Genomic DNA, 22229 nt, shown 5'->3' on the forward strand with positions numbered 1-22229 from the left:
CTCGCCCTGCTTGTGCTGCCGGCCGCCTGCGCGCCGCAACCCCCTCGTCCCGCCTTCGTCGGCGCGGTTCCGGGCGCGGCCCTGGCGCCCGAGGCGCCCCGCGCCCGCGTCGCCTTGCTGTTCCCGATGACGGGGCCCAATGCGGCCCTGGGTGCTGCGATGCTGAACGCGGCGCAGCTGGCGCTGTTCGAGCACGGCAATGCGGACATCGAATTCGTCACCCAGGACACCGGCGGCACACCCGCCGGCGCGGCCCAGGCGGCGCGGACCGCCATCGCCGATGGCTCTCGCATCGTCGCCGGCCCGCTGACCGCGGCCGAAACCGCCGCCGCCGCCATCCCGGCCCGCGCCGCGCGGATGCCGTTGCTCGCCATGACCAATGATGCGGCACAGGCGACACCGGGCGTCTGGCCGCTCGGCGTCACCCCCGCCCAGCAGGTCCGCCGGGTGTTCGAGGTGGGCATGAGCCAGGGCATCCGCCGCTTCGCCCTGGCCGGGCCGCAGGGTGCCTTCACCCAGCAGCTGGCGCTCGCGCTGCGCGCCGCCGCCAGCCAGCAGGGGCTGCCGCAGCCGGCGGTGGTGCTCTACCCCGGGGCGGCCAGCCCCATGCTGGCGGCGCGCGACCTCGCGCGGCAGCTCGGCGCGGCCAGCGAGGGCGAAGGCCCGCTCGGGCTGATCCTGGCCGAGGGCGGCGAGCGCGCCCGCGCCTTCGCCGCGGCCCTGCCCGAGGCCGGGCTGCCGATCCCGCCGCTGCGCCTGCTCGGCACCGCGAGCTGGGGCAATGATTCGGTGGTCGCCGCCGAGCCGGTGCTGGACGGCGCGCTCTACCCCGGGCCGGACGCGACGGCACGGATCCGCTTCGAGGCGCGCTACCGCGCCGCCTTCGGTGCCTCCCCGCCGCGCATCGCCGCCATCGCCTATGACGCGGCCGGCCTCGCGGCCCAGGCGGCGCGCGGCAGCGATGCGTCGCGGCTCGGCTATGCGCTGGTGCCGGTCGGCACGGTGTTCGAGGGCGCGGATGGCGAGCTGCGGCTGCTCCCGGATGGCACGGTGCAGCGGGCGCTCTCGGTCTATGCGGTCACGCCGGGCGGCCCGGCGCGGATGATCGAACCGGCGGTGCTGCCCGGCCTGCCGGCCTCCTGACCGGAGACATGCCCGAGATGCGCGGTCGGCCCAAACCCGGCCGGGTCTTTTCCGCGGCCATGCTGATCGGCGGCCCGCCGGCCGGCGTGCTGCTCGCCCTGAGCCTGCTGGACCTGCTGGCCCCCGCGCCGGCGATGCTGGCCATCGCCGCCTGTGCCGCCGCCGCCCTCGGCGTCGCGCGGCTATGGCTGGGCAATCTCGCCGCGCTGGCCGCGGCGGTGGAGCGGGCGGCGGCGGGCGACGGGCGCCTGCCGGAACCGGCCGGGCCGCTGCTGCCGGCGGTGGCCGAGGTCGCCGATGGCGTCGCCCGGCTGGCCCGCACCCTGGCCGAACGCGGCGGGCTGGTCGCGCGGCTGACCGCCGCCGATGCGGCGATCGTCGAGGCGCTGCCCGATCCGCTGCTGGTGCTCTCGGCCGCGCGTGAGCCGCTGCGCGCCAATGCCGCGGCGCGGAGCCTGTTCGGCGGGCTGATCTCCAGCAAGACCGGGGGCGAGATCGCCGCCCTGCTGCGCCACCCGACGCTGGCCGAGGCGGTGGAACGCGCCAGCGCCTCCGGCGAGGTCCAGCGCGTCGATCTGGTGCTGCCGCTGCCGGTGCCGCGCGATCTTTCCGTCCAGGTCACGCCGCTCGACCCGCCGCTTGCGGATGGCGGGCAGTTGCTGGTGCTGCTGGCCGATCGGACGCGGGAACGCGCGGTGGATCGGATGCGGGCGGATTTCGTCACCAACGCCAGCCATGAGCTGCGCACGCCGCTCGCCAGCCTGCTCGGCTTCATCGAGACCCTGCGCGGCCCGGCCGAGGATGATCCGGTCGCGACCAAGCGCTTCCTTGGGATCATGGCCGAACAGGCGGAGCGGATGCGGCGGCTGATCGATGATCTGCTCGGCCTGTCGCGCATCGAATTGTCGGAACACCAGCCGCCATCGGGGCTGGCCGATATCAGCGACATCGCCATCGCCGAGGCGGAGGCGATGACCCCGCTGCTCGCCGCCCGCAAGGTGACCCTGCTGCGGGAGGTCACGCAGGGCTGCATCGCCCGCCCCGCCGATGCCGAGCAGATCGCCCAGGTCGTCCGCAACCTGATGGAGAACGCCATCCGCCATGGCCGCATGGGCGGGCAGGTCATCCTCAAGGTGGAGCAGGTGGCCAGCCCCCGCCCGGGCGTGATGCTCAGCATCGCCGATGACGGGCCGGGCATCGCCCGCGAACACATCCCCCGGCTGACCGAGCGCTTCTACCGCGTGGACAGCGGGCGATCTCGGGCGGCGGGGGGCACCGGGCTCGGGCTCGCCATCGTCAAGCACATCGTCAACCGGCACCGCGGCCAGTTGCTGATCGAGAGCGAGCCGGGCGAAGGCGCGGTGTTCAAGGTCTGGCTGCCGGGGGAGGTCGCCTGAGCGGGCGGTGAGTTGAATACCATACCGTACAGTACTATTTGGGTGCCACGGACCCTTCCCTTTTTGGAGAACACCCCTGGCATGACCCAGCCTTACCGCCTCCTCGGCCTCTGCGGCAGCCTCCGCCGCGCCTCCGGCAACAGGGCCGTCCTGCTCGCCCTGCGGGCGGCGCTCGCGCCCCGGGCCGAGCTCACGATTTTTCCGCTCGATGAGATTCCTCCCTATAATGAGGATGACGATGTCGCCCCGCCACCGCCCGCGGTCGCGGCGCTGCGCCAGGCCCTGGCCGATAGCGATGGCGCGATCATCGCCTCGCCCGAGTACAACCACGGCATGTCCGGGGTGTTGAAGAATGCGCTGGACTGGGCCTCGCGCCCCTATGGCCAATCGCATCTGACCGGCCTGCCGGTGCTGACCCTGACCGCCTCCCCGGCCTTCACCGGCGGGGTGCGGGCGCAGCAGCAGGTGAACGAGACATTGGCCGCGGTGCAGGCCCGGATCGTGCGCCGGCCGCAGCTTGTCATCGGCGGCATCCACGAGAAGCTCGGCGAGGGCGTGCTGACCGACGCCGCGACCTTGCGCTTCGTCCTCGCCGGGGTGGAGGATCTGCTGGCCGAGGTGGACCACCTGCAACACCGCCACGCATTGGCATGAGTGCCGAGGCGGCGGCGCGGCGGCCGGTGCGCCGGACCCGGCGAGGCGACGAGAAATCCGAGCAGATCCGCCTCGCCGCCGCCGAGATGTTCCTGGAACGCGGCTTCGACGGGGTGAGCCTCGATGAGATCGTCAAGGCGGTCGGCGGCTCCAAGGCCAATGTCTATACGCATTTCGGCAATAAGGAGGGGCTGTTCGCCGCCGTGGTCGAGGGGCTGTGCGAGGGCTTCCTCGCCTCCGTCGTCGCCATCGATGCGAGCGGGCTCAGCCCGGAGGAGGGCTTGGCGCGGCTCGCCCGGGCGCTGGTCGAGACGCTGTTGCAGGACCGGCATCTCGCCTTCCACCGCCTGATGATCGCGGAATCGGGCCGGTTTCCAGCCCTGGGCCGCGTCTGGTTCGAGAGCGGGCCGGAAACCTCGCGCCGGGCGCTGGCCCGGTTTGTCGCGGCGCAGCAGCGGGCGGGGCGCCTGGATGCCGGCGATCCGCACCGGGCGGCGACGCTCTTCCACGACATGGTCACCTTCAACCTGCTGGTCCGCGCCATGCTGGGCGACCGGCCGTCGGAGGGGGAGATCGGGCAGACGATCGACGCGGCGGTGGCCGTGTTCCTGCGTGGCTACGCCGGCCGGTCGATCATCCCGTAAACCATCCGCCCGTTCGCGCCGTAGAACACGCGCTTGCGGATGCCCGGCCCATCCGGAACCTGGTCGAGCAGGGTCCGCATGTCCTGCCCATCGAGCAAAGGCGGGCACCAACCCATGTAAGCGTCCATATAGCCGGCCTCGGGCAAGTCCTTGGTCAGGCAGGCGATGAGCATGCGCCCGCCGGAGCGGAGCGAACGGAACATCGCCGAGGCGAGGCGGTGCACCGTCTCGCCATCGATCTGTTGCGTCAGCCCGGTCGCATAGGCGAGGTCGAAGCTGCCGTGGGTCATCGGCCGTGCCAACAGCCGGGCCAGCCCGCCATGCACCGCGACCAGGCCGGGGAGGTCGGCATGGGACTCGGCCATCTCGTCCACGGTCTCGGCATCCTCATCCATCGCGACCCAGCGGCCGATGGACTGGGCATCGAGTGCGAGCGAGGCCTCCCGCAGATGGCCGGCGGTGGCGGAGAGGACATGTGCGTCATCGACACGCTCGGCGGTCTGGTCGATCAGGCTGGCCAGCAGCGCGTGGCATTCCCGCACCGCTTCCGAGGCGCTGAGCGAAAGGGTCCAGTTCAGGATGGCGCGTCCGCGAGGGGTCGCGGCTTCCAGCACCTCGGACACGCTTTCATGGCGTTGCAGGTAATCGATCAGGCGGGCATCGCCGGAATAGCCGCGCGGGCGGGCCAGGCTGTGGTTCGCGGCCGGGCATTCACGCGCGATGGCCAGGATGGGATGATCGCGCAGCATCGCGCGCCCAGCCTCGCCAAAGCTTCGCAGCACGCGGGCGCTGGTTTCCAGCAGCCGGGGCCAGGCCATGAAAACACCCACCGCGTCCGTGGCCTCGGCGGCCACGCTGTCAAGCTCCGCCATGATGGCGGTCCGCGTTGGGTCCCGCTGATCCATGCACATGCCCCCTTGTATAACAATCTGGCCATGCCTCGAAAATCTTTGCATGGTCAAAACTGGTGATCGATTGGCATGCCAAGAGAGATCATTTGACGCGGTCATTGCAGACGCATTGAAAATTGGACTTTTCCCCCAAAATATAAATACAGATGATTTCTTTCTGGTCATTCTTGCTGTTATTTTGACGTTATCAATTAAAATATGGACCTTTCGAGGGTGTGAGTCGCACCGCACGCATGGCGGCCATTCGATACCCGGCGCGGGCATGGCGCCGGTGGTGCCCTAATGCTTTTGCGCCGCCGCCCGGCTGGGGCTATGCGAGGCGCATGGCAGCCTCGCCCCGTATCTTGCTGAACCTTGGGCTTGATGCCGTGCTGGGTGCCCTTGCGGTGCCGGTCGCGGCCTGGCTCGCCTCCCCCGGTGCCGCGCTCGGCGCGGCGCCCGCCCATGCGGCCGCCGCGGTGGCGGCAGGGGCCGCCCTGCTGCTGCTGGCCGGGCTGCCATTCGGCCTGCCACGCCAGTATTGGCGCTATGCCGGCCCCAAGGAGATGCTCGCCGTGGCCGGGGCCGCGGCGATCGCGGCCGGGCTCTTCGCGGCCGGGGCGGCGGCGATCGGCCTGCCCCCTTCGCCCAACGCCGCCTTCCCCGCCATCCATGCTCTGGTGCTGGCCGCCCTGCTTGCGGGCGCGCGCGGCGCGGCGCGGCGCCGCCATGTCCGGCCCGAGACCGCCGGCACGCCCACCGCCCTTCTGGTCGGCAATGGCGATGCCGCGGACCTGTTCATGCGCGCGCTGGACCGCCAGCGGGCACCGGAGTTCCGCGTGCTCGGCATCCTGGCCCGCCATGCCCGCCAGGCCGGGCGGCGCATCCAGGGGCAGGCGATCCTGGGCACGGTGGAGGAGGCCGAATCGGTGCTGGAACAGCTCCGCGCCGCCGGCCGCACCCCCTCGCTGATCGTGCTCGCCGATCCCGATTTGCAGGGCGAGGCGCTGGAGCGGTTGCTGGATGCGGCCGATCGCCAGGGCGTCGCCCTGCGCCGCGCGCCGCGCCCGACGGCCCTCGACCCCGCCGCGCGGCCGGGTGAAAGCGGCAGCCGGCGGATCGAACTGCGCCCCGTGGCCATCGAGGATCTGCTCGACCGCCCGCAGGTGCCGCTGGACCGCGAGGGCATGGCGCGCCTCATCCAGGGCCGGCGGGTGCTGGTCACCGGGGCGGGCGGGACCATCGGCGGTGAGCTGGCGCGGCAGGTGGCGGCGCTCGGCCCGGCCTCGCTGACCTTGCTCGACCATGGCGAATACGCGCTCTACCAGATCGACCTGGAGCTGGCCGAGACCCATCCCGCCGTCACGCGCCGCGCCGTCCTCGCCGATGTGCGGGACGCGGCGCGGATGTCGCGGCTGATCGCCGAGATCCGCCCCGACCTCGTCTTCCATGCCGCGGCGCTCAAGCATGTGCCGATGGTCGAGAACGACCCGCTGGAGGGCTTGCAGACCAATGCCCAGGGCACCCGCATCGTCGCCGATGCGGCGCGGGCGGCGGGCTGCCGGGTGATGGTCTTCATCTCCACCGACAAGGCGGTGAACCCGACCAGCGTGATGGGCGCCTCCAAGCGCCTCGCCGAGATGTATTGCCAGGGGCTGGATGTCGCCGCGCGGCAGTCGGGCCACGGCATGCGCTGCGTCACCGTGCGCTTCGGCAATGTGCTTGGTTCCACCGGCAGCGTGGTGCCGCTGTTCCGCCGCCAGTTGGAACGCGGCGGGCCGCTGACCGTCACCCACCCCGACATGCGCCGCTATTTCATGACGGTGCGGGAGGCGGTGGGCCTCGTGCTCCAGGCCAGCGTCGTCGGCGCGGAGGACGCCGAGGACCGCCCGCCCGAGCTGCGCGACGGCGGCATCTTCGTGCTCGACATGGGCCAGCCCGTAAAAATCGTGGATCTGGCGCGGCGGATGATCCGCCTCGCCGGGCTGCGGCCGGAGGAGGATGTGGACATCCGCTTCACCGGCCTGCGCCCGGGCGAAAAGCTGTTCGAGGAGATGTTCCACGGCCAGGAGCCGCCGCGCCCGACGCGCTTCTCCGGGCTGATGGTCGCGACCCCGCGCACCGCCGACCCCGCCCTGATCGGCCGCGCCATCGATGAGGTTTCGGCCGCCGCCCGCGCCGGGCAGACCGAGGTCGCGCTGGCGCAGCTTGGCCGGCTGGTCCCGGAATTCGACCACAATGCCGATGGCGTCGCCCCGCATGGGTGAGGCCGCGGCGCTGATCGCCCGGATCACGGCACGGCAGGCGCGGATCGGGGTGATCGGGCTCGGCTATGCCGGGCTGCCGCTGGCGCTGCGCTATGCCGAGCGGGGGTTTCCGGTCTCCGGCTTCGACATCGACCCGGGCAAGGTCACGGCCATCCGGGCAGGCCGCAGCCCCGTGCATGGCATCGCCGACAGCGCCATCGCCGCCGCCGGGATCGCGGGGTTCGACATGGGCGCGGGCGCGGCCATCGCCGCCTGCGACGCGCTGCTGATCTGCGTGCCGACCCCCATCGGCGCGCATAAGGAGCCGGACCTCTCCGCGGTGCGCGACACGCTGGCGGCCCTGGTGCCGCATCTGCGCCCCGGCCAGGCGATCGCGCTGGAAAGCACCACCTACCCCGGCACCACCGAGGAGCTGGTGATCCCCGCCCTGGCCGCCGCCGGGCTGGAGCCGGGCGTGACCGGCTTCGCCCTCTACAGCCCCGAACGCGAGGACCCCGGCAACCCCGAGGGCACCGTCGCCCGCGTGCCCAAGCTGGTGGCCGGCGCCACCGCCGCCTGCCTCGCGGTGGCCGTGGCACTCTATGAGCCGGTGGCGGGCCAGGTCGTGCCGGTCTCCTCGCTGGCGGTCGCGGAGATGGCCAAGCTCTACGAGAACGTCTTCCGCGCGGTGAACATCGGGCTGGTGAACGAGTTGAAGCGACTCTGCCACGGCATGGCGCTGGATGTGCATGAGGTGATCGACGCCGCCGCGACCAAGCCCTTCGGCTTCATGCCCTTCCGCCCCGGGCCGGGGCTCGGCGGGCACTGCATCCCGGTCGATCCCTATTATCTGGCCTGGAAGGCGCGCGGCCTCGGCCTGCCCTCGGATTTCATCGAGTTGGCGGGCCGGGTGAATGAGGCGATGCCGGGCTATGTCGTGGATCGCCTCCGCGATGCGCTGGATGCCCGCGGGCGGACGCTGCATGGCGCGCGGCTGCTGATCCTGGGCCTCGCCTACAAGCCCGGCGTGCCGGACACGCGCGAAAGCCCCTCGGTCGAGATTTTCCGCCTGCTGGAGGCCCGTGGTGCGATCCTCGCCTACCATGACCCGCTGGTGCCGCGCTTTCCCCTGACCCGGCGCCTGGGCGGCATCGCCCCGGACCTCGCGAGCGAGCCGCTGACCCCCGAGTTCCTGGCGGCACAGGATGCGGTGCTGCTGGTGACGCCGCAGCCGGGCATGGATCTGGACGCCGTGCTGCGCCACGCCAGCCTGATCGTGGACACGCGCGGCGTGTTGCGCGGTGTTGCATTGCAGCACGACACATCGGGTGATTTGGGCGCGGCCCCCGGTCAGGCGTATCGAGCCACCATCATCCAAGCCTGAACGGACGGACCGAACCTCCATGACTGTGACCACCCGGCCCATCGGGCTGTTCGACATGGCCGCGCAGCAGGCGCTGATCCGCGCCGATATCGACCGCCGCATCGCCAGCGTGCTGGACAGCGGCCGCTTCGTGAACGGCCCCGAGGTGGGTGAGCTGGAAGCAGCCCTGGCCGGCTTTTCCGGCGCCGCGCATGCGGTCGGCGTCTCCTCCGGCACCGACGCCTTGCAGATCGCGATGATGGCCGAGGGCATCGGCCGCGGCGACGCGGTCTTCCTGCCCGCCTTCACCTATACCGCGACGGCCGAGGTGCCGCTGGTGCTGGGCGCGACCCCGATCTTCGTCGATGTGGAGGAGGCGAGTTTCAACATCGACCTCGCCGACCTCAGGCGCCGCATCGCGCTGGTCGAGGCCGAGGGCCGGCTGCGCCCCCGCGCCGTGATCGGCGTCGATCTGTTCGGCCGCCCCGCCGATTGGCCGGCGATCGAGGCGCTCTGCGCCGAGAAGGGCATGTTCGCGCTGGATGACGCCGCCCAGGCCTTCGGCGCCTCGCTCGGCAACAAGCGGCTCGGCCGCTGGGCGGGCGCGACCGCGCTCTCCTTCTACCCGACCAAGACGCTGGGCTGTTACGGCGACGGCGGCGCGCTGCTGACCGAGGATGCGGATCGCGCGGCGCTCTACCGCCAGCTTCGCACCCATGGTGAGGGCGGCAGCCGGTATGAGGTGCTGCGCACCGGCATGAACGGGCGGCTGGACACGCTGCAGGCCGCCATCCTGCTCTCCAAGATGACGCTGTTCGAAAGCGAGCTGGCCGCCCGCCGCGCCATCGCCGCGCGCTATGCCGAGGGCCTGGGCACCGCCGTGGGCGTGCCGAGCGAGATGGCCGGCGCCGAACATGCCTGGGGCATCTACTCCATCCTGCTGAAGGATGCGGCCGAGCGGGACCGGGTGCGCGCCGCCCTCTCCGCCGAGACCATCTCCAGCGGCATCTATTACCCCAAGCCCCTGCATCATCAGCCGGCCTATGCGCCGGGCCATGCGGCCTCGCTGGCGGCGCCGCCGGCGCTGCCGGTGGCGGAATCGCTCTGTGACCGTATTCTTGCGCTGCCGATGCATCCCTATCTGCGGATGGGCGATGTCGATCGCATCGCCGAGGCGGTGGTGGCGGCGGTCGGCCGTTGAACGGGCGGATGTAACGCCCAACTGTGACGCGACCGGAGCCTCATATATGTCCAGCCTGATGTCGCGTCGCTTGGCGCTCGTCTTCGCCCTTGCCCTCGCCCTCGCCTCCCCCGCCTGCGCCCAACGGGTCGCCGTGGGGGGCGTGCCGCTGCCGGATTTCGCCGATGTGGCGGAGCGGGTGCTGCCGGCCGTGGTGAACATCGCGGTGCAGGGCGAGGCAGGGCAAATCCCCCCCGAACTGCGCGGCACGCCCTTCGAGCGCCAGTTCCGCGACCGTCGCGGACGCCAGCAGATGAGCGGCGCGGGCTCGGGCTTCATCATCGAGGCAAGCGGCTATGTGGTCACCAACAACCATGTCGTCGGCAGCAGCTCCCGCGTCGTGGTGTCCTTGCAGGACGGGACGGAGCTGCCGGCGCGGGTCGTCGGCACCGATGACCTGACCGATCTGGCGCTGCTCAAGGTCGAATCCCGGACCAGCCTGCCGGTGGTGCCCTGGGGCATCAGCGCCGCGGCGCGGGTCGGCTCCTGGGTGCTGGCGGCGGGCAATCCCTTCGGCCTCGGCGGCACGGTGACCTCGGGCATCGTCTCCGCCCGCGGGCGCGACATCGGCACCGGCCCCTTCGATGATTTCATCCAGACCGATGCCGCCATCAACCCGGGCAATTCCGGCGGGCCGCTGTTCAATGCGGCCGGCGAGGTGATCGGGATCAATACCGCGATCTACTCGCCCTCCGGCGCCTCGGCCGGGATCGGCTTCGCCACGCCCTCGGATCTGGCGCGGGGCGTGATCGAGCAGCTGCGCCGCGACGGGCGGGTGGAGCGCGGCTGGCTCGGTGTCGCGGTGCAGGACCAGGCGCCGGACTCCGGGGCTGCCACCCCCTCCCGCGTGCGGCGCGGCGTGCTGGTGCAGGGCGTGGAACGCGGCAGCCCCGCCGCCCGCGCCGGGCTGCGCCAGGGCGATCTGGTGACCGGGCTGAACGGCGAGTCGCTGGAAACCAGCCGCGCGCTGATCCGCGGCATCGCCGGCACCCCGCCGGGGCAGAGCGTGCGCGTCACTTTGCTGCGCGACGGGCGGCAGCAGGAGCTTGCGGTGCAGGTCGGGCGCCGGCCGCCCGGAGCGAACTGACGCGGACGGTCAGGGATTGGCCGCCCGCCAGGCGACCAGCGCCGCCGCCCCGGCCGCCAGCCCAAACCGCGGCCGCCACCCCGTCGCCGCCTCCATCCGGGCCAGGGCCATCGGCGGGCGGTCCTTCGGCTGGCGGGTAAGGGTGTTCGCGGTCTCGCCCGGCCCCGCCAGACGCCAGCGGAACCCCGGCAGATGCGGCGCCACGGCATTGCACCAGTCGCCCAGGGTGGCGGCGGTGCCGCTGCCGATGTTGAAGACGCCGCGCGCCCCGGGCGTATCCAGCAGCGCCACCAAGCCGGTGGCGACATCCGTCGCGTAAACATGGTCGCCGGTGGCCAAAGCGTTCAGCAGCACCTCCTCCCCGGCCCCGGCGAGGGCCAGGGATTGCAGCATGGGGCTCAGCGTGTCGCGCACCCCGGTCGCCCATTCCCAGGGGCCATAGACCATCCCCAGGCGCGGCGTGGCGATGCTCACGCCCGGGTCGAGCGCCGCCATGCGCAGCAGCGCCAGCTCCGAGGCCTGCTTGCTGATGGCGTAGAGCCCCTGCGGGCTGGCCGGCGTCGTCACCTCATCCAGCAGCGGCGTGCCGGAAGGGGGCACGCCATAGACGGCGACGGAGGAGGGCGCCACGATCCGCGCCACCCCCGCCTTCCGCGCCGCGCGGAAGACGCAGGCCGCCCCCCGGATATTCACGTCGAGGATGGTCTCGGGGTCGGCGCGCTCGCGGTCCTCGCCGGCGGTGACGGCGGCGGCATGCAGCACGGCGGCGATCGGGGTGGCGGCGAAAATTGCGTCCAGGGCCGCGGCATCGCGGACATCGCCCTCGACCACCTGCAACCGCCCAGGCAGCGTCGCGAAATGCGCCAGGGCTTTGGCGGGCGGCGGCTGGCGGTCGAAGGCGACGACATCGCGGCCGGCGCCGAGCAGCGCCTCGATGACATTCAGGGCGACGAACCCGGCCGAGCCGGTGATCAGGATGGTCATGGCCAGGAGGCTGCCATGGCGCGCGGGCGGCGGCTATTGGGCGCGATCGCTTGCGGGGGGCTGTTCGCCCTCCCGCCAGGGAATCGAGTTCCCTGGACCCCTATTTTTATCGGGGGAAGTGCAGAAACACCTTGTTTCTGCTGGGGTGATCGAGGGGTGGTCCTTGCTATACCGCCAGTAGGGTCATCAAGAAATTCTCGGATTTTCTCTCAGTAATTTTGGCTCGATTCCTTTTTCTCGTGCCAAATCTGGAATTTGGGATCGTCCGTCATTAGTACGATGAAGACAGCCTTTACGTCCGTCGCTTGGTCATACTCCCGCGTCGATCGGTATTTGGAAAGCGTGATTGAGTAGACGAGCCGCTTGCGGAGGTACGACAGTGTTTGGTGAAGCCAATGTGGCGCGGCCCATAGGATCTCCCCATCATTGTGGTGGTGGTACCGACGCTGACCTTCCAGGATCATCAACGGACGGCAGAACACCGTGCGCGGCGCCTGCGGCGCATCCTGATCCATCCCGACGCAGGAGAGGCCGGCCAAGGCCGATGCCTGCCTGCTACGGTCCCTCCAGATGCGGCGGATCTGGCCGCAGCTCTCTGCCTGCCTAAAGGCTCTGCCCAGGCGCCCCAGCCGGGGCAGAGGGCAGCGTCAGGAGCTGACGCTGCACGGCTGCGGCCACGCCCAGCAGGGAGGGGCGGCTGATCCCCTGGCCAAGCACGGCGTAGCCGAAGCCTTGCTCCACCCACCAGAAGCCCGCGATGCCCTGGGCCGCGTCATCCGTGAAGCGAAAGGCGGTCTCGCCCCCGGCGGCACGGTCGGCGCGGAGATAGACGGTCAGCCGTGCCCCGGCGTCGTCCTGGTACATCAATTGGGCGGCCGGGGTGCCGCCGGCGCCGGGCAGCAGCCTGCCGCCCATCAGGCGGTAGCCCTGCCCGGTCAGGTCCGGTGCCGAGACCGGCCGGGCCAGGCGGTTGGACAGCCAGCGCAGCAACTGGTCCTCCTGCCGGGAGGCAACCTCGACGGGGCGCCCGAGATCGGCCGCGAAGACATGGTGCGCGGCGATGGCCTCCGCCACCATCGGCCGCGTCGGCCCCGAAACGGGCGCAGCACCGGGCAGCGGCATTGGCCACAGCCCGTGCCCGACCCAGCCGAAGCCGCTGCCCAGCGCCAACCAGGCACAAACCGCCGCAACCTGCCGCCATTGCCGGGACCGCGCCCGCCGCCGGCCGGCCTGGAGGTTGGCGATACGCAGCCGGGCGGGAACCGGCGCATCGTGGCGCGACCGCAGCGCGTCCCGCAGGCTCGCCAACTCCGCAGCCATGGCGCGATAGCGCCCCGCGGCCTCCGGGTTGGCGGCCATCCACGCCTCGACCTCCTGCATGCGGCTGGGCGCCAGCCGCCCATCGATCCAGGCTTGAAGGTCGTCCTCGCCGATTGGCATGGCTTCACCCATCACTTCACCCTCCGCAGCGCGGGGCGCGCTGGCGCGTTCTCACCCTCGATCAGCCGATGCAGGCGCTCCCGCCCGCGACTCAGCCGCGACATCACCGTGCCCAGCGGCACCCCCAGCAGCCGCGCAGCCTCCTCGTAGGAGAAGCCCTCGACGCCGACGAGGAGCAGGACGGAGCGCTGCTCCTCCGGCAGGGCGGCGAGCCCGGCCAGGGCATCCTGCCAGATCAGATGCCCCTCGGCCGCACCGCCCGCGGCGTCATCCGCGATGCCGTGCCCGGCATCATCCTCGATCGGCACGGCATTGCCCCGCCGCGCGACGCTGCGGCGGCCGTTCCGGAACAGGTTGTGCAGGATGGTGAAGAGCCAGGCCCGCAGGTCACCATCGGCCCGGTGCAGGTGCCAGCGGGAGAGCGCCCGCTCCAGGCAGTCCTGCACCAAATCGTCGGCCGCGGCGCCGTCCCGCAGCAGGGCCCAGGCGAAGCGCCGCAACGCCGGGATGTGGCGCTCGATCTGCCCGGCGTCGACGCCGGCGCTTCGCCAGAACATCGCGCCCTCCTCAGCCCGGCAGGTTCGGATCGATCTGCCAGACCTCGCTGGCCAGCTTGCCGTCCCGGAAGACCATGACGTAGCGCACCTTGACCGTGGCGCGGCCAGTGAAGATCACATCGGCCACCACGGTCTGCCCGCGCGGGTTCGCGCTCTCCAGCACGCTGCCGACGCGCGCCTGCATCATGCCCTGGGCCCGGGCGAATTTGCCCCAGACCTCGGCGAGCGCTGAGGCGCCAGTATAGCGGCCGTCCAGCGGGCCACCCACCCATTCCAGCACGGCGTCCCCGGCGTAGCCGGCCTGGATGGCGGCGCTGTCGCCGGCCGCGATCGCGGCGATGCGGCGATGTGCCATGTCGGCAGGGGGGCCTGCCTGGGCGGGAGACGGTATGGCGGCGCAGCCGGCGGTGGCCAGGACGACGCCGAGAGCCAGGACACCGGCGGCACGGCGGGATTGAGCGAGAAGCATGAAGACCCTCCTGAGAACGTGAATGCAGGGAAGACACCTTCCCGCGCCGCTTATTCCGGGGCGCCGAAGAAATTCCTCGGCAAGGACGGCCGCCCAGCGACGCGCCCCGATCGGATGAGGCCAGGGCGCCGGACCATTCCGCATGCGGTCGGGAATAGGCCAGCCCCCGCGGTGTCTCCCTTCCACACACCACGCCGAAGGAGATGCCATGACCAAACCCTGGAGACCCAAGACCCATCTTATTGGCCCGGGCCTGCTGCTGCTGGTGGCGGCCGTCGCCTCCGGCCCCGCGCCGGCGCATGAGGGCCATCACCATGCGGCGGCGAAGGCCGCGGCTTCCGTCGCGGAGAGCGGCTTCCTCGCCGAGAACGAGGCGGCCATGACGAAGATGATGGACGCCATGAGCGTGCCGCCGAGCGGCGACCTCGACCGCGACTTCGTGGCGATGATGGCGCCGCATCACGGCGGCGCCATCGACATGGCCGTCATCTATCTCCACCACGGCCACAACGAGCAGCTCAAGCGCCTGGCGCAGGAGATCATCGTGACCCAGCAACAGGAGATCGCGGCCATGCAGCTCGCCCTTGGCGAACCGCCGCCGCCCTCTTCCGCCGCGCCGACCCAGCCTTCCCCTGCCGCAAGATAGGATCGCCACCATGAAGCGTCTTCTCCTCGCCACCGCCTGCCTCGGCGGAAGCCTTCTTACGGGCGTCGCCTTCGCCGGCCAGGCGCCGGGTGCTGCCGATGCGCCGGACGTCGCGGTGTCGCATCGCGACCGCGTCTATGCGGCGGAGCAGTTCTCCAACACCGTCTCCGTCACCGACCCCGCGAGCAACACGCTGCTCGGCGTGATCCGTCTGGGCGATCCGCAGCCCGGCAATCTCAGCCCGCTCTATCGCGGCCAGGTGCTGGTGCACGGCATGGGCTTCTCGCCCGATCACCGCACCCTCGCCGTGGTGTCGATCGGCAGCAACTCCGTCACCTTCATCGATACGGCGACGAATGCGGTGAAGCACACGACCTATGTCGGCCGCTCCCCGCATGAGGCGTTCTTCACGCCGGACGGGTCCGAGGTTTGGGTGACGGTGCGCGGCGAGGATTACGTGGCCGTGCTCGACGCGCAGACCTTCGCGGAGAAGATGCGCATCCGCGTGCCTGCCGGCCCGGGCATGACGATCTTCTCGCCTGATGGCGCCTACGGCTATGTCTGCTCCTCCTTTAATCCGGAAACGGTGGTGATCGCGACGGCGAGCCACGAGATCGTCGGCCGCGTGCGGCAGGAAAGCCCTTTCTGCCCGAATATCGCGGCGACGCCGGACGGTACGCAGGTCTGGCTGACGCTGAAGGATGTGGGCCGCACCATGGTCTTCAACGCGCGCCCGCCCTTCAACGTCCTCCGCAGCTTCGACACGGGGCCGATCACGAACCACGTCAATTTCGCGCGCACGCCGCGGGGCACCTTCGCCTATCTGACCATCGGCGGGCTGAACGAGGTGAAGGTGCTGCGGACGGACGACTTCTCCACCATCGCCACCATTCCCGTGGGCAAGCTGCCGCATGGGCTGTGGCCCTCGGGCGACGGCAGCCGGATCTATGTCGGGTTGGAGAATGCGGATGCGCTTGCCGTGATCGACACGATGACCAACACGGTGGTCGGCAACGTGCCGATCGGCCAGGCGCCGCAGGCCCTGACCTATGTCGCCAATGCCGTGCCGGAGGGTGATGGGCGCGCCAATCTGCAGCCGCTCGGCCTGGCCGGGCAGGCAGCGCAACTCGGCCTTGGCGCGCCGGGCCGGACGGGAACGCCGACGAACGTCTCGCTCTTCGACCAGGGGCTGACCCAGGTGCTGCAGGCCTCGGTGACCGGGTTGGAGCCACGCACGGGCTATCTTCTGGCCCTGTCATCCCGCCGGGACGGCAGTGGTGCATTGGAGCCGCTCGCCACTTTCATGACCAACCCCGCCGGGGCCGCAATCGTGAACACGGTGGGACCGATCCGGCAATTGCTTGGCAGCGGGGAGGCGCCGCGGCGTTACCTGGTCGTGGCGGCGGGCGGGACGGGTGGTCCCGGGGCCCCGGTGCAGGTTCAGCAGTGACACGGCGCGGCGGGGGGGCTCGGCCGGTGCCGTAGGGGGAGATATCTGCGGTCAGGTCGCAGGGCCGCTCGTCGCCACCGCTTTGTCCGAGAATCAACATGTGCTCACGATCCTTTGCGGACTCTTCGGCCCAAGGCGCTTCCCACTCTGTAACGTGGAATTTTGGCGTCAAGGGCGGGATCGTGAGCGCGTGCTGTCGGCATTCCACAGCCCCGGGGCGGTCTGGTTGGTCATCGCCCCCACTGGATCGCCGTGGTCCGCAAGGCTGGTGTCCTGACCGGCTTGGGCGTGGCTGCTGGCACCCTGGACCCAGGCGACGCTCCTTAGCAAAAGGCAAAGGCCAGGATCGACACTGCTGTTGGCGTTATCCATGTCATTCTCGGGGTCCGGTTCGCGATCTAGCTGTCATTGCCAATGACGTTGTCCCTGTTGATGCGGCTGAGCGGAGGCTTTCCCTTGAGGGCTGAGTGCGGCTTGGCCGTGTTGTAGACATGCAGCCAGGGATGCATGGCGCGGGCGCGTTCGGCTGAGGTCTGGAAAGGCGTGGCGCAGGCCCATTCGCGGATGCTGGTTTGGATGAAGCGTTCGGCCTTGCCGTTGGTCTTTGGCGTGTAGGGCCGGGTGCGCGACACGCCGGGGACGGGTGACAATCCCGAGGTTCTTGCAGCAGCCCGGGCGCTGACCGAGCGGGTGATCATCCGCCCCTTTAAGCGCGGCAAGCCGCCCGACATCACCGTCGAAGGGCATCTCGCCCGGATGCTGGCAGCGGCACAGCCGGACCTGCCGAGCCACGCCGCCAGTGCTATCGCCGCTGCGGCTCAACTGGCGGTGAAGGAAAGACAGGGGGGCAAAGCCCCTCGGTCTTCAACCAAAGATATCCGCCGGGCTGTCGGCCCGCAGGCTGTCGCCCAGCTCCTGCCCGATCCGCGCCGCATCCGCGACCGCCCCGCGCAGCGAGCGTTTCAGCAGGAAGCTTCCATCCGCCCGCGCCACCAGCCCGGTCAGATGCAGCGTGCCATCCGGCAGCAGCCGGGCATGGCCGCCGATGGGCGTGCGGCAGGAGCCGTCGAGGGCCGCCAGCAGCGCCCGTTCGGCGCGGGAGACGGCGGCGGCCTCGGTGTCCTCGATGCCGCTCAGCAATTCGTGCAGCTCGGTATCGGTGGCGCGGCAGGTGACGCCGACGATGCCCTGGCCGGCGGAGGGGACGCAGGCCTCCGGGTCCAGCACCAAGGCGACCTCGTGTTCCAGGCCGAGGCGGCGCAGCCCGGCCAAGGCGAGCAAGGTGGCATCGAAGCCGCCGTCGCGGACCCGGCTCAGGCGCTTCTGCACATTGCCGCGGATCACGCCCACGGTCAGGTCCGGGCGGGCGGCCAGCACCTGGGCCTGGCGGCGCAGGCTGGCGGTGCCGAGCGTCGCGCCCTCGGGCAGGCAGGCGAAGGGGTCGGCGGGATCGGGCGTGCCGCAGCCGCCGCCCAGGATCAGCGCATCCCGCGCATCCTCCCGCTTCAGCGTGCAGCAGAGCACGATGCCGGGGGGCATCTCGGTTTCCAGGTCCTTCAGGCTATGGACCGCGAAATCCACCCGCCCATCCAGCAGCGCCTCATGGATTTCCTTGGCGAACAGGCCCTTGCCGCCGATATCGGCCAGCCGGCGGTCCTGGATGCGATCGCCGGAGGTGGTGATCACATGCTCCTCGAAAGCCCCGGCATTGCGCAGGACCGGGCAGAAGCCGGTGACGATCTCCAGGAAATGCCGCGTCTGCCACAGCGCCAAGGGCGAGGCGCGGGTGCCCACGCGCAGGGGCAGGCCCCGGCCGTGGCTTGGCCGGTGCAGGGGGCGCGCATGGGTGGGGGGCATCGCGGGATAGCCATCTGACATGCGCGCGTCATAGAACCCGCATCGTGACACGGATAGATGGACAGATGGGCGGAGAAGGCATGGCTTTCCCGCCCTCAGCGGTTGGGCCGGTTCTCGGTATCGAAAGCAGTTGCGATGAAACCGCGGCCGCGATCCTGGCCCCGGACGGCACCATCCTGGCCGAGGTGGTGCGATCCCAGCTCGTGGAGCACGCGCGCTTCGGCGGCGTGGTGCCCGAAATCGCCGCCCGCGCGCATCTGGCGCATCTGCCGGCCCTGGTCGCGCATGTGCTGGGGCAGGCTGGGCTGACCGCCCGCGACCTCGGCGCCATTGCCGCGACCAGCGGGCCGGGGCTGATCGGCGGGCTGGCGGTCGGGGCCAGTTTTGGCAAGGGGATGGCGCTGGCCTGCCGCCTGCCCTTTGTCGCGGTGAACCATCTGGAGGCGCATGCGCTGACCCCGCGCCTGCCGGCGCTCGGGCTGCCGGTGGCCTTTCCCTATCTGCTGCTGCTGCTTTCCGGCGGGCATTGCCAATGCGTGGCGGTGCTGGGGGTCGGGCGCTACCTGCGCCTTGGCACCACGCTGGATGACGCGGTGGGCGAGGCCTTCGACAAATCCGCCAAGCTGCTGGGGCTGCCCTGGCCAGGCGGGCCGGCACTGGAGCGGCTGGCGGCCAGCGGGGATGCCGCCCGCGCGCCGCTGCCCCGGCCGCTCTACGGGCGCGCCGGCTGCGATTTTTCCTTCTCGGGCCTCAAGACCGCCGTGGCTCAGAAAGCCGCGCGCATCACCTGCGAGCAGGACCGCGCCGATCTGGCCGCCGGCTTCCAGGCGGCGGTCGCGGCGGTGCTGGCCGACCGTGCCCGGCATGCGCTGGCCATGGCGCCGGGCACCACCGCGCTGGTCGTGGCCGGCGGGGTCGCCGCCAATGCCGGGGTGCGGACGGCGCTGGCCGCGGTCGCGGCCGCGGCCGGGCTGCCGCTGGTCGCCCCCCCGATCCGGCTTTGCACCGACAATGCGGTGATGGTCGCCTGGGCCGGGATCGAACGCCTGCGCCTCGGCTGGCAGGATTCTGTCGGCCACGCCCCCCGGCCCCGCTGGCCGTTGATGGAGATGACCCCCGCGTGAACTATCGCCACGCCTTCCATGCCGGCAACTTCGCCGACTGCATGAAGCACGCCCTGTTGGGCGAGATCCTGACCGCTTTGACCCGCAAGCCCGCGCCCTTCGCGGTGCTGGACACCCATGCGGGGCGCGGCAGCTACGATCTGTCCTCCGAGGAAGCCATCCGCACCGGGGAATGGCAGGACGGGATCGGCCGGCTGCTTGGCGTGCAGGAGGGTCCGCTGATCCCCTGGCTCGCCGCCATGCGCGCCGCCGGTGTGCCGGAGACCTACCCGGGATCGCCCGCGCAGATCCTGGCGGCGCTGCGGGAGGGGGACCGGCTGGTGTGCTGCGAGGCGCATCCGGAGGAGTATGCGGCCCTGGTCGCCTGGTCCGGGCGGGACCCGCACATCTCGCTGCATCGCCGCGACGCCTGGGAGGGCCTGCGCGCGCTGACCCCCTTCCCCGAACGGCGCGGGCTGGTGCTGATCGACCCGCCCTTCGAGCAGCCCGGCGAGTTCGAGCGGTTGGAGGCGGGCCTGGCCCTGGTCAACCACCGCTTCCGCGCCGCCATCCAGGCTGCCTGGTATCCGGTGAAGCACCGCACCCCGGTGCGGCAGTTTCATCAGGCCTTGCGCGACGGGCCGGTGCGCGACGTGCTGGACTGCCAGCTCTGGCTGCGGGAGCCGACCGATGCGGATCGCCTCAATGGCTGCGGGCTGGTGGTGGTGAACCCGCCCTGGGGCTTTGCCGAGAAGGCCGAGGCGATCCTCGGCGCCCTGCTGCCGCTGCTGTCGGACGATCCGGGCCGTGGTTTCGCGGTGACGGAGCTTGTCCCCGAATGATCGCCATCATCGGCGCCGGGGCCTGGGGGACGGCGCTGGCGATCCAGGCGCATCGCGCGGGGCGCCGGGTCACGCTCTGGGTGCGCGACCCGGCGCGGGCGGCGGCGATGCAGGCCAGCCGGTGCAACGACCGTCTGCCCGGCATCGCCCTGCCCGCGGCGCTGCGCCTGACCGCGGATGCCGCCGAGGCCATGGCGGGGGCGTCCCTGGTGGTGCTGGTGGTGCCCACCCAGGCGCTGGCGGCGGTCCTGTCACATTTGCCGCCCACGGCCGCCCCCTTCCTGCTGGCGGCGAAGGGGGTGGAGCAATCCAGCCTGCGCCTGCCCGATGAGATCGTGGCGGCGCTGCGCCCCGGCAGCCGCACCGGCATCCTCTCCGGCCCCACTTTCGCGGCCGAGGTCGCCGCCGGCCTGCCCGCCGCCGCCGTGGTGGCGAGCCGGGATGCGGCCTTGCGCGACCAGGTGCCGGCGCTGCTGGGCTCGGCCAATTTCCGCCTCTACGCGGGGGATGACACCGTGGGCGTCGAGGTCGGGGGGGCTGCCAAGAACGTCATCGCCATCGCCGCCGGGGCGGTGATCGGCGCGGGGCTGGGGGAGAACGCCCGCGCAGCACTGGTCACCCGCGGCCTTGCGGAGATCGCCCGGCTGGCCATCGCGCTGGGCGGGCGGGCGGAGACGGTGGCCGGGCTTTCGGGGCTGGGCGATCTGCTGCTGACCTGCACCGGGGCGGCCAGCCGCAACTTCAGCTTCGGCCTGGCGCTGGGCGCGGGGCAGTCAGCGCAGGCCGTGCTCTCCGCGCGAAAAAGTGTCACAGAAGGGGTCGCGACCGCGCCCGCGCTGGTGGCCCGCGCGCGGGCGGCGGGTGTGGAAATGCCGATCGCCGAGGCCGTGGCGCGCGTGCTGGCCGGCCGGGAGAGCCTGGCGGCGGCCGTGGAGCGGCTGATGGGCCGGCCGCGACGGGCAGAATAAGACTGGATCACACGCTAAAGTTGTCGATAACGCTGTCATATTAGCTTCATCATATTGCAATCGAGAGGTCGTTTAGGGCGCCTAGAAGGCGCGGGTCGCGCATCCCTCGCGTGCCGAACTGAAAAGGGAGACCCCCATCATGCTCATCACCCGCCGCAGCGCGCTGTTCACCGGCGCCGCCGCCCTTATCACCCCCAGCTTCGCCCTGGCCCAGGGCGCCACCATCACCGGTGCCGGCGCATCCTTCCCCGCGCCCCTGTACCAGAAGTGGGCCGAGGCCGCGAAAGGCGCGACCGGGATCACCGTGAACTACCAATCGGTCGGCTCGGGCGCCGGCCAGGCCCAGATCCGCAACCGCACCGTCGATTTCGGCGCGACGGATGCCCCGATGGACCCGGCGCAGCTCGACGCGGGCAAGTTCCTCCAGTTCCCGACCGTGATGGGCTCGATCGTCGCGATCGTGAACCTGCCGGGCGTGGCCGACAACCAGTTGAAGATGACTGGTGAGGTCCTGGCCGACATCTACCTCGGCAAGATCACCAAGTGGAACGACGCGCGCATCGTCGAGATGAACGCCGGCGTCACCCTGCCCAACACCGCCATCGCGCCGGTCTATCGCGCCGACGGTTCGGGCACGACCTTCGTGTGGGTCTCCTACCTCTCCGCCGTGTCCTCCGAGTTCAAGGAGAAGGTTGGCGTGGGCACCTCCGTGCGCTGGCCGACCGGCAACGGCGCCCGTGGCAATGAGGGTGTGGCCGCCACCGTCCGCAACACCCGCGGCGCGATCGGCTATGTCGAGAACGCCTATGCGACCCAGAACCAGCTGGTCTCGACGCAGATCCGCAACAAGGCCGGCCAGTTCGTCACCCCGAACGCGGAAAGCTTCCTCGCTGCCGCCTCGAACGCCGACTGGTCGGTGCCGCACTTCGCCGCCTCCGTCGTCGATACCCAGGGCGAGAAGTCCTGGCCGATCGTGACGCCGACCTTCGTCGTCGTGCCGAAGGAGCCGACCGATGCGGCCCGCGCGCTGAACACGCTGAAGTTCTTCGACTGGGCCTACACCTCCGGTGACGCCCTGTCGCAGCAGCTTGAGTACATCCCGCTGCCGGCCGCGGTTAAGGCCTCGGTGCGCGAAGCCTGGAAGGTCATCAAGGCCCCCGGCGGCGCGACCATCTGGACCGCCTGAACCCGAACCGGCGGGGCGGCGGCATGATGCCGCCGCCCTGCCATCTTCCCTGACCCTTAGCCG

Annotated in this window: 22 protein-coding genes; 14 read left to right on the forward strand and 8 right to left on the reverse strand. The window is 71.2% G+C overall.

Annotated elements, in window-relative coordinates:
* The first annotated feature begins 12 nt into the window (after positions 1–12).
* From C8P66_RS12065 to C8P66_RS12080, 4 genes are all read left to right on the forward strand, one after another.
* Entirely contained in the window at positions 13–1143 is a 1131-nt protein-coding gene (locus C8P66_RS12065; RefSeq protein WP_111398512.1) for a penicillin-binding protein activator, read from the forward strand.
* Between the two features lie 17 nt (positions 1144–1160).
* Positions 1161–2540, forward strand: coding sequence for an ATP-binding protein (locus C8P66_RS12070; RefSeq protein WP_245903458.1), 1380 nt, complete (start codon positions 1161–1163; stop codon positions 2538–2540).
* Positions 2541–2621: 81 nt separating this feature from the next.
* Complete coding sequence (locus C8P66_RS12075; protein ID WP_111398514.1) at positions 2622–3194, forward strand: NADPH-dependent FMN reductase; 573 nt, start codon at positions 2622–2624, stop codon at positions 3192–3194.
* Positions 3191–3838: a TetR/AcrR family transcriptional regulator gene (locus C8P66_RS12080; RefSeq protein WP_111398515.1), complete on the forward strand. Its 648-nt coding sequence runs from the start codon at positions 3191–3193 to the stop codon at positions 3836–3838. The genes C8P66_RS12075 and C8P66_RS12080 overlap by 4 nt, the downstream gene beginning before the upstream one ends.
* Here the strand turns inward: C8P66_RS12080 and C8P66_RS12085 are convergent.
* Complete coding sequence (locus C8P66_RS12085; RefSeq protein ID WP_146422835.1) at positions 3811–4710, reverse strand: hypothetical protein; 900 nt, start codon at positions 4708–4710, stop codon at positions 3811–3813. The two genes, C8P66_RS12080 and C8P66_RS12085, sit on opposite strands and share 28 nt — an antisense overlap.
* Positions 4711–5072: 362 nt before the next feature.
* On the opposite strand from C8P66_RS12085, the gene C8P66_RS12090 reads away from it, so the two are divergent.
* Genes C8P66_RS12090 through C8P66_RS12105 form a run of 4 tightly spaced genes read left to right on the forward strand, consistent with a single transcriptional unit; the run spans position 5073 to position 10664 of the window.
* Positions 5073–6995, forward strand: a complete 1923-nt coding sequence (locus C8P66_RS12090; RefSeq protein ID WP_111398517.1) for a polysaccharide biosynthesis protein — start codon at positions 5073–5075, stop codon at positions 6993–6995.
* Positions 6973–8358 (forward strand): nucleotide sugar dehydrogenase, encoded by a 1386-nt coding sequence (locus C8P66_RS12095; RefSeq protein WP_245903460.1) that lies wholly within the window; start codon positions 6973–6975, stop codon positions 8356–8358. The genes C8P66_RS12090 and C8P66_RS12095 overlap by 23 nt, the downstream gene beginning before the upstream one ends.
* Positions 8359–8377: 19 nt before the next feature.
* Entirely contained in the window at positions 8378–9538 is a 1161-nt protein-coding gene (locus C8P66_RS12100; protein WP_111398518.1) for a DegT/DnrJ/EryC1/StrS family aminotransferase, read from the forward strand.
* Between the two features lie 58 nt (positions 9539–9596).
* Positions 9597–10664, forward strand: coding sequence for a trypsin-like peptidase domain-containing protein (locus C8P66_RS12105; RefSeq protein WP_245903461.1), 1068 nt, complete (start codon positions 9597–9599; stop codon positions 10662–10664).
* 9 nt (positions 10665–10673) lie between these two features.
* On the opposite strand, the gene C8P66_RS12110 is transcribed toward C8P66_RS12105, so the two are convergent.
* The 5 genes from C8P66_RS12110 to C8P66_RS12130 form a co-directional block, all read right to left on the reverse strand.
* Positions 10674–11648: an NAD-dependent epimerase/dehydratase family protein gene (locus C8P66_RS12110; protein ID WP_111398520.1), complete on the reverse strand. Its 975-nt coding sequence runs from the start codon at positions 11646–11648 to the stop codon at positions 10674–10676.
* A gap of 209 nt (positions 11649–11857) precedes the next feature.
* Positions 11858–12187 carry a hypothetical protein gene (locus C8P66_RS12115; RefSeq protein WP_111398521.1) on the reverse strand — a complete coding sequence of 110 codons (330 nt, stop codon included), beginning with the start codon at positions 12185–12187 and terminating at the stop codon, positions 11858–11860.
* Positions 12188–12251: 64 nt separating this feature from the next.
* Positions 12252–13100, reverse strand: a complete 849-nt coding sequence (locus C8P66_RS12120; RefSeq protein WP_146422837.1) for an anti-sigma factor family protein — start codon at positions 13098–13100, stop codon at positions 12252–12254.
* Positions 13100–13645 carry a sigma-70 family RNA polymerase sigma factor gene (locus C8P66_RS12125; protein WP_111398523.1) on the reverse strand — a complete coding sequence of 182 codons (546 nt, stop codon included), beginning with the start codon at positions 13643–13645 and terminating at the stop codon, positions 13100–13102. Before C8P66_RS12125 ends, C8P66_RS12120 begins: the two co-directional genes overlap by 1 nt.
* Positions 13646–13655: 10 nt before the next feature.
* On the reverse strand, positions 13656–14114 hold the full coding sequence (locus C8P66_RS12130) for a nuclear transport factor 2 family protein (protein ID WP_111398524.1): 459 nt from the start codon (positions 14112–14114) through the stop codon (positions 13656–13658).
* A gap of 208 nt (positions 14115–14322) precedes the next feature.
* Here C8P66_RS12130 and C8P66_RS12135 point away from each other — a divergent pair, with 208 nt between their 5' ends.
* Positions 14323–14760, forward strand: coding sequence for a DUF305 domain-containing protein (locus C8P66_RS12135; RefSeq protein WP_111398525.1), 438 nt, complete (start codon positions 14323–14325; stop codon positions 14758–14760).
* Between the two features lie 10 nt (positions 14761–14770).
* Positions 14771–16210: a YncE family protein gene (locus tag C8P66_RS12140; protein WP_111398526.1), complete on the forward strand. Its 1440-nt coding sequence runs from the start codon at positions 14771–14773 to the stop codon at positions 16208–16210.
* Between the two features lie 398 nt (positions 16211–16608).
* Here the strand turns inward: C8P66_RS12140 and C8P66_RS12145 are convergent, their stop codons facing one another.
* Together C8P66_RS12145 and hemC are read right to left on the reverse strand one after the other, a co-directional pair.
* Positions 16609–16908, reverse strand: a complete 300-nt coding sequence (locus tag C8P66_RS12145; RefSeq protein ID WP_158537227.1) for an integrase core domain-containing protein — start codon at positions 16906–16908, stop codon at positions 16609–16611.
* Positions 16909–17074: 166 nt separating this feature from the next.
* Positions 17075–18067 (reverse strand): hydroxymethylbilane synthase, encoded by a 993-nt coding sequence (hemC, locus tag C8P66_RS12150; RefSeq protein WP_245903463.1) that lies wholly within the window; start codon positions 18065–18067, stop codon positions 17075–17077.
* Positions 18068–18147: 80 nt separating this feature from the next.
* Between hemC and tsaD the strand changes: the two genes are divergently transcribed.
* The 4 genes from tsaD to pstS all read left to right on the forward strand — a co-directional run bounded on the left by tsaD (position 18148) and on the right by pstS (position 22166).
* Positions 18148–19191 (forward strand): tRNA (adenosine(37)-N6)-threonylcarbamoyltransferase complex transferase subunit TsaD, encoded by a 1044-nt coding sequence (gene tsaD / locus C8P66_RS12155; RefSeq protein WP_111398529.1) that lies wholly within the window; start codon positions 18148–18150, stop codon positions 19189–19191.
* Complete coding sequence (locus C8P66_RS12160; protein ID WP_111398530.1) at positions 19188–20012, forward strand: 23S rRNA (adenine(2030)-N(6))-methyltransferase RlmJ; 825 nt, start codon at positions 19188–19190, stop codon at positions 20010–20012. Before tsaD ends, C8P66_RS12160 begins: the two co-directional genes overlap by 4 nt.
* Entirely contained in the window at positions 20009–20980 is a 972-nt protein-coding gene (locus tag C8P66_RS12165) for an NAD(P)H-dependent glycerol-3-phosphate dehydrogenase (RefSeq protein ID WP_111398531.1), read from the forward strand. Before C8P66_RS12160 ends, C8P66_RS12165 begins: the two co-directional genes overlap by 4 nt.
* A 139-nt stretch (positions 20981–21119) precedes the next feature.
* Positions 21120–22166, forward strand: coding sequence for a phosphate ABC transporter substrate-binding protein PstS (gene pstS, locus C8P66_RS12170; RefSeq protein WP_111398532.1), 1047 nt, complete (start codon positions 21120–21122; stop codon positions 22164–22166).
* Positions 22167–22229: the final 63 nt, after the last annotated feature.

The organism is Humitalea rosea (assembly GCF_003253705.1).
Lineage (GTDB): Bacteria > Pseudomonadota > Alphaproteobacteria > Acetobacterales > Acetobacteraceae > Humitalea > Humitalea rosea.

Bases quoted from the DNA above. Each gene is read 5' to 3' on its own strand.
- C8P66_RS12095 (WP_245903460.1), top strand. From the start codon at position 6,973: ATGGCGTCGCCCCGCATGGGTGAGGCCGCGGCGCTGATCGCCCGGATC.
- C8P66_RS12135 (WP_111398525.1), top strand. From the start codon at position 14,323: ATGACCAAACCCTGGAGACCCAAGACCCATCTTATTGGCCCGGGCCTG.
- tsaD (WP_111398529.1), top strand. From the start codon at position 18,148: ATGGCTTTCCCGCCCTCAGCGGTTGGGCCGGTTCTCGGTATCGAAAGC.
- C8P66_RS12140 (WP_111398526.1), top strand. From the start codon at position 14,771: ATGAAGCGTCTTCTCCTCGCCACCGCCTGCCTCGGCGGAAGCCTTCTT.
- C8P66_RS12105 (WP_245903461.1), top strand. From the start codon at position 9,597: ATGTCGCGTCGCTTGGCGCTCGTCTTCGCCCTTGCCCTCGCCCTCGCC.
- C8P66_RS12100 (WP_111398518.1), top strand. From the start codon at position 8,378: ATGACTGTGACCACCCGGCCCATCGGGCTGTTCGACATGGCCGCGCAG.
- C8P66_RS12085 (WP_146422835.1), bottom strand. From the start codon at position 4,710: ATGGCGGAGCTTGACAGCGTGGCCGCCGAGGCCACGGACGCGGTGGGT.
- pstS (WP_111398532.1), top strand. From the start codon at position 21,120: ATGCTCATCACCCGCCGCAGCGCGCTGTTCACCGGCGCCGCCGCCCTT.
- C8P66_RS12090 (WP_111398517.1), top strand. From the start codon at position 5,073: ATGGCAGCCTCGCCCCGTATCTTGCTGAACCTTGGGCTTGATGCCGTG.
- C8P66_RS12125 (WP_111398523.1), bottom strand. From the start codon at position 13,645: ATGTTCTGGCGAAGCGCCGGCGTCGACGCCGGGCAGATCGAGCGCCAC.
- hemC (WP_245903463.1), bottom strand. From the start codon at position 18,067: ATGCCCCCCACCCATGCGCGCCCCCTGCACCGGCCAAGCCACGGCCGG.
- C8P66_RS12145 (WP_158537227.1), bottom strand. From the start codon at position 16,908: ATGATCACCCGCTCGGTCAGCGCCCGGGCTGCTGCAAGAACCTCGGGA.
- C8P66_RS12165 (WP_111398531.1), top strand. From the start codon at position 20,009: ATGATCGCCATCATCGGCGCCGGGGCCTGGGGGACGGCGCTGGCGATC.
- C8P66_RS12110 (WP_111398520.1), bottom strand. From the start codon at position 11,648: ATGACCATCCTGATCACCGGCTCGGCCGGGTTCGTCGCCCTGAATGTC.
- C8P66_RS12080 (WP_111398515.1), top strand. From the start codon at position 3,191: ATGAGTGCCGAGGCGGCGGCGCGGCGGCCGGTGCGCCGGACCCGGCGA.
- C8P66_RS12070 (WP_245903458.1), top strand. From the start codon at position 1,161: ATGCGCGGTCGGCCCAAACCCGGCCGGGTCTTTTCCGCGGCCATGCTG.
- C8P66_RS12120 (WP_146422837.1), bottom strand. From the start codon at position 13,100: ATGGGTGAAGCCATGCCAATCGGCGAGGACGACCTTCAAGCCTGGATC.
- C8P66_RS12075 (WP_111398514.1), top strand. From the start codon at position 2,622: ATGACCCAGCCTTACCGCCTCCTCGGCCTCTGCGGCAGCCTCCGCCGC.
- C8P66_RS12130 (WP_111398524.1), bottom strand. From the start codon at position 14,114: ATGCTTCTCGCTCAATCCCGCCGTGCCGCCGGTGTCCTGGCTCTCGGC.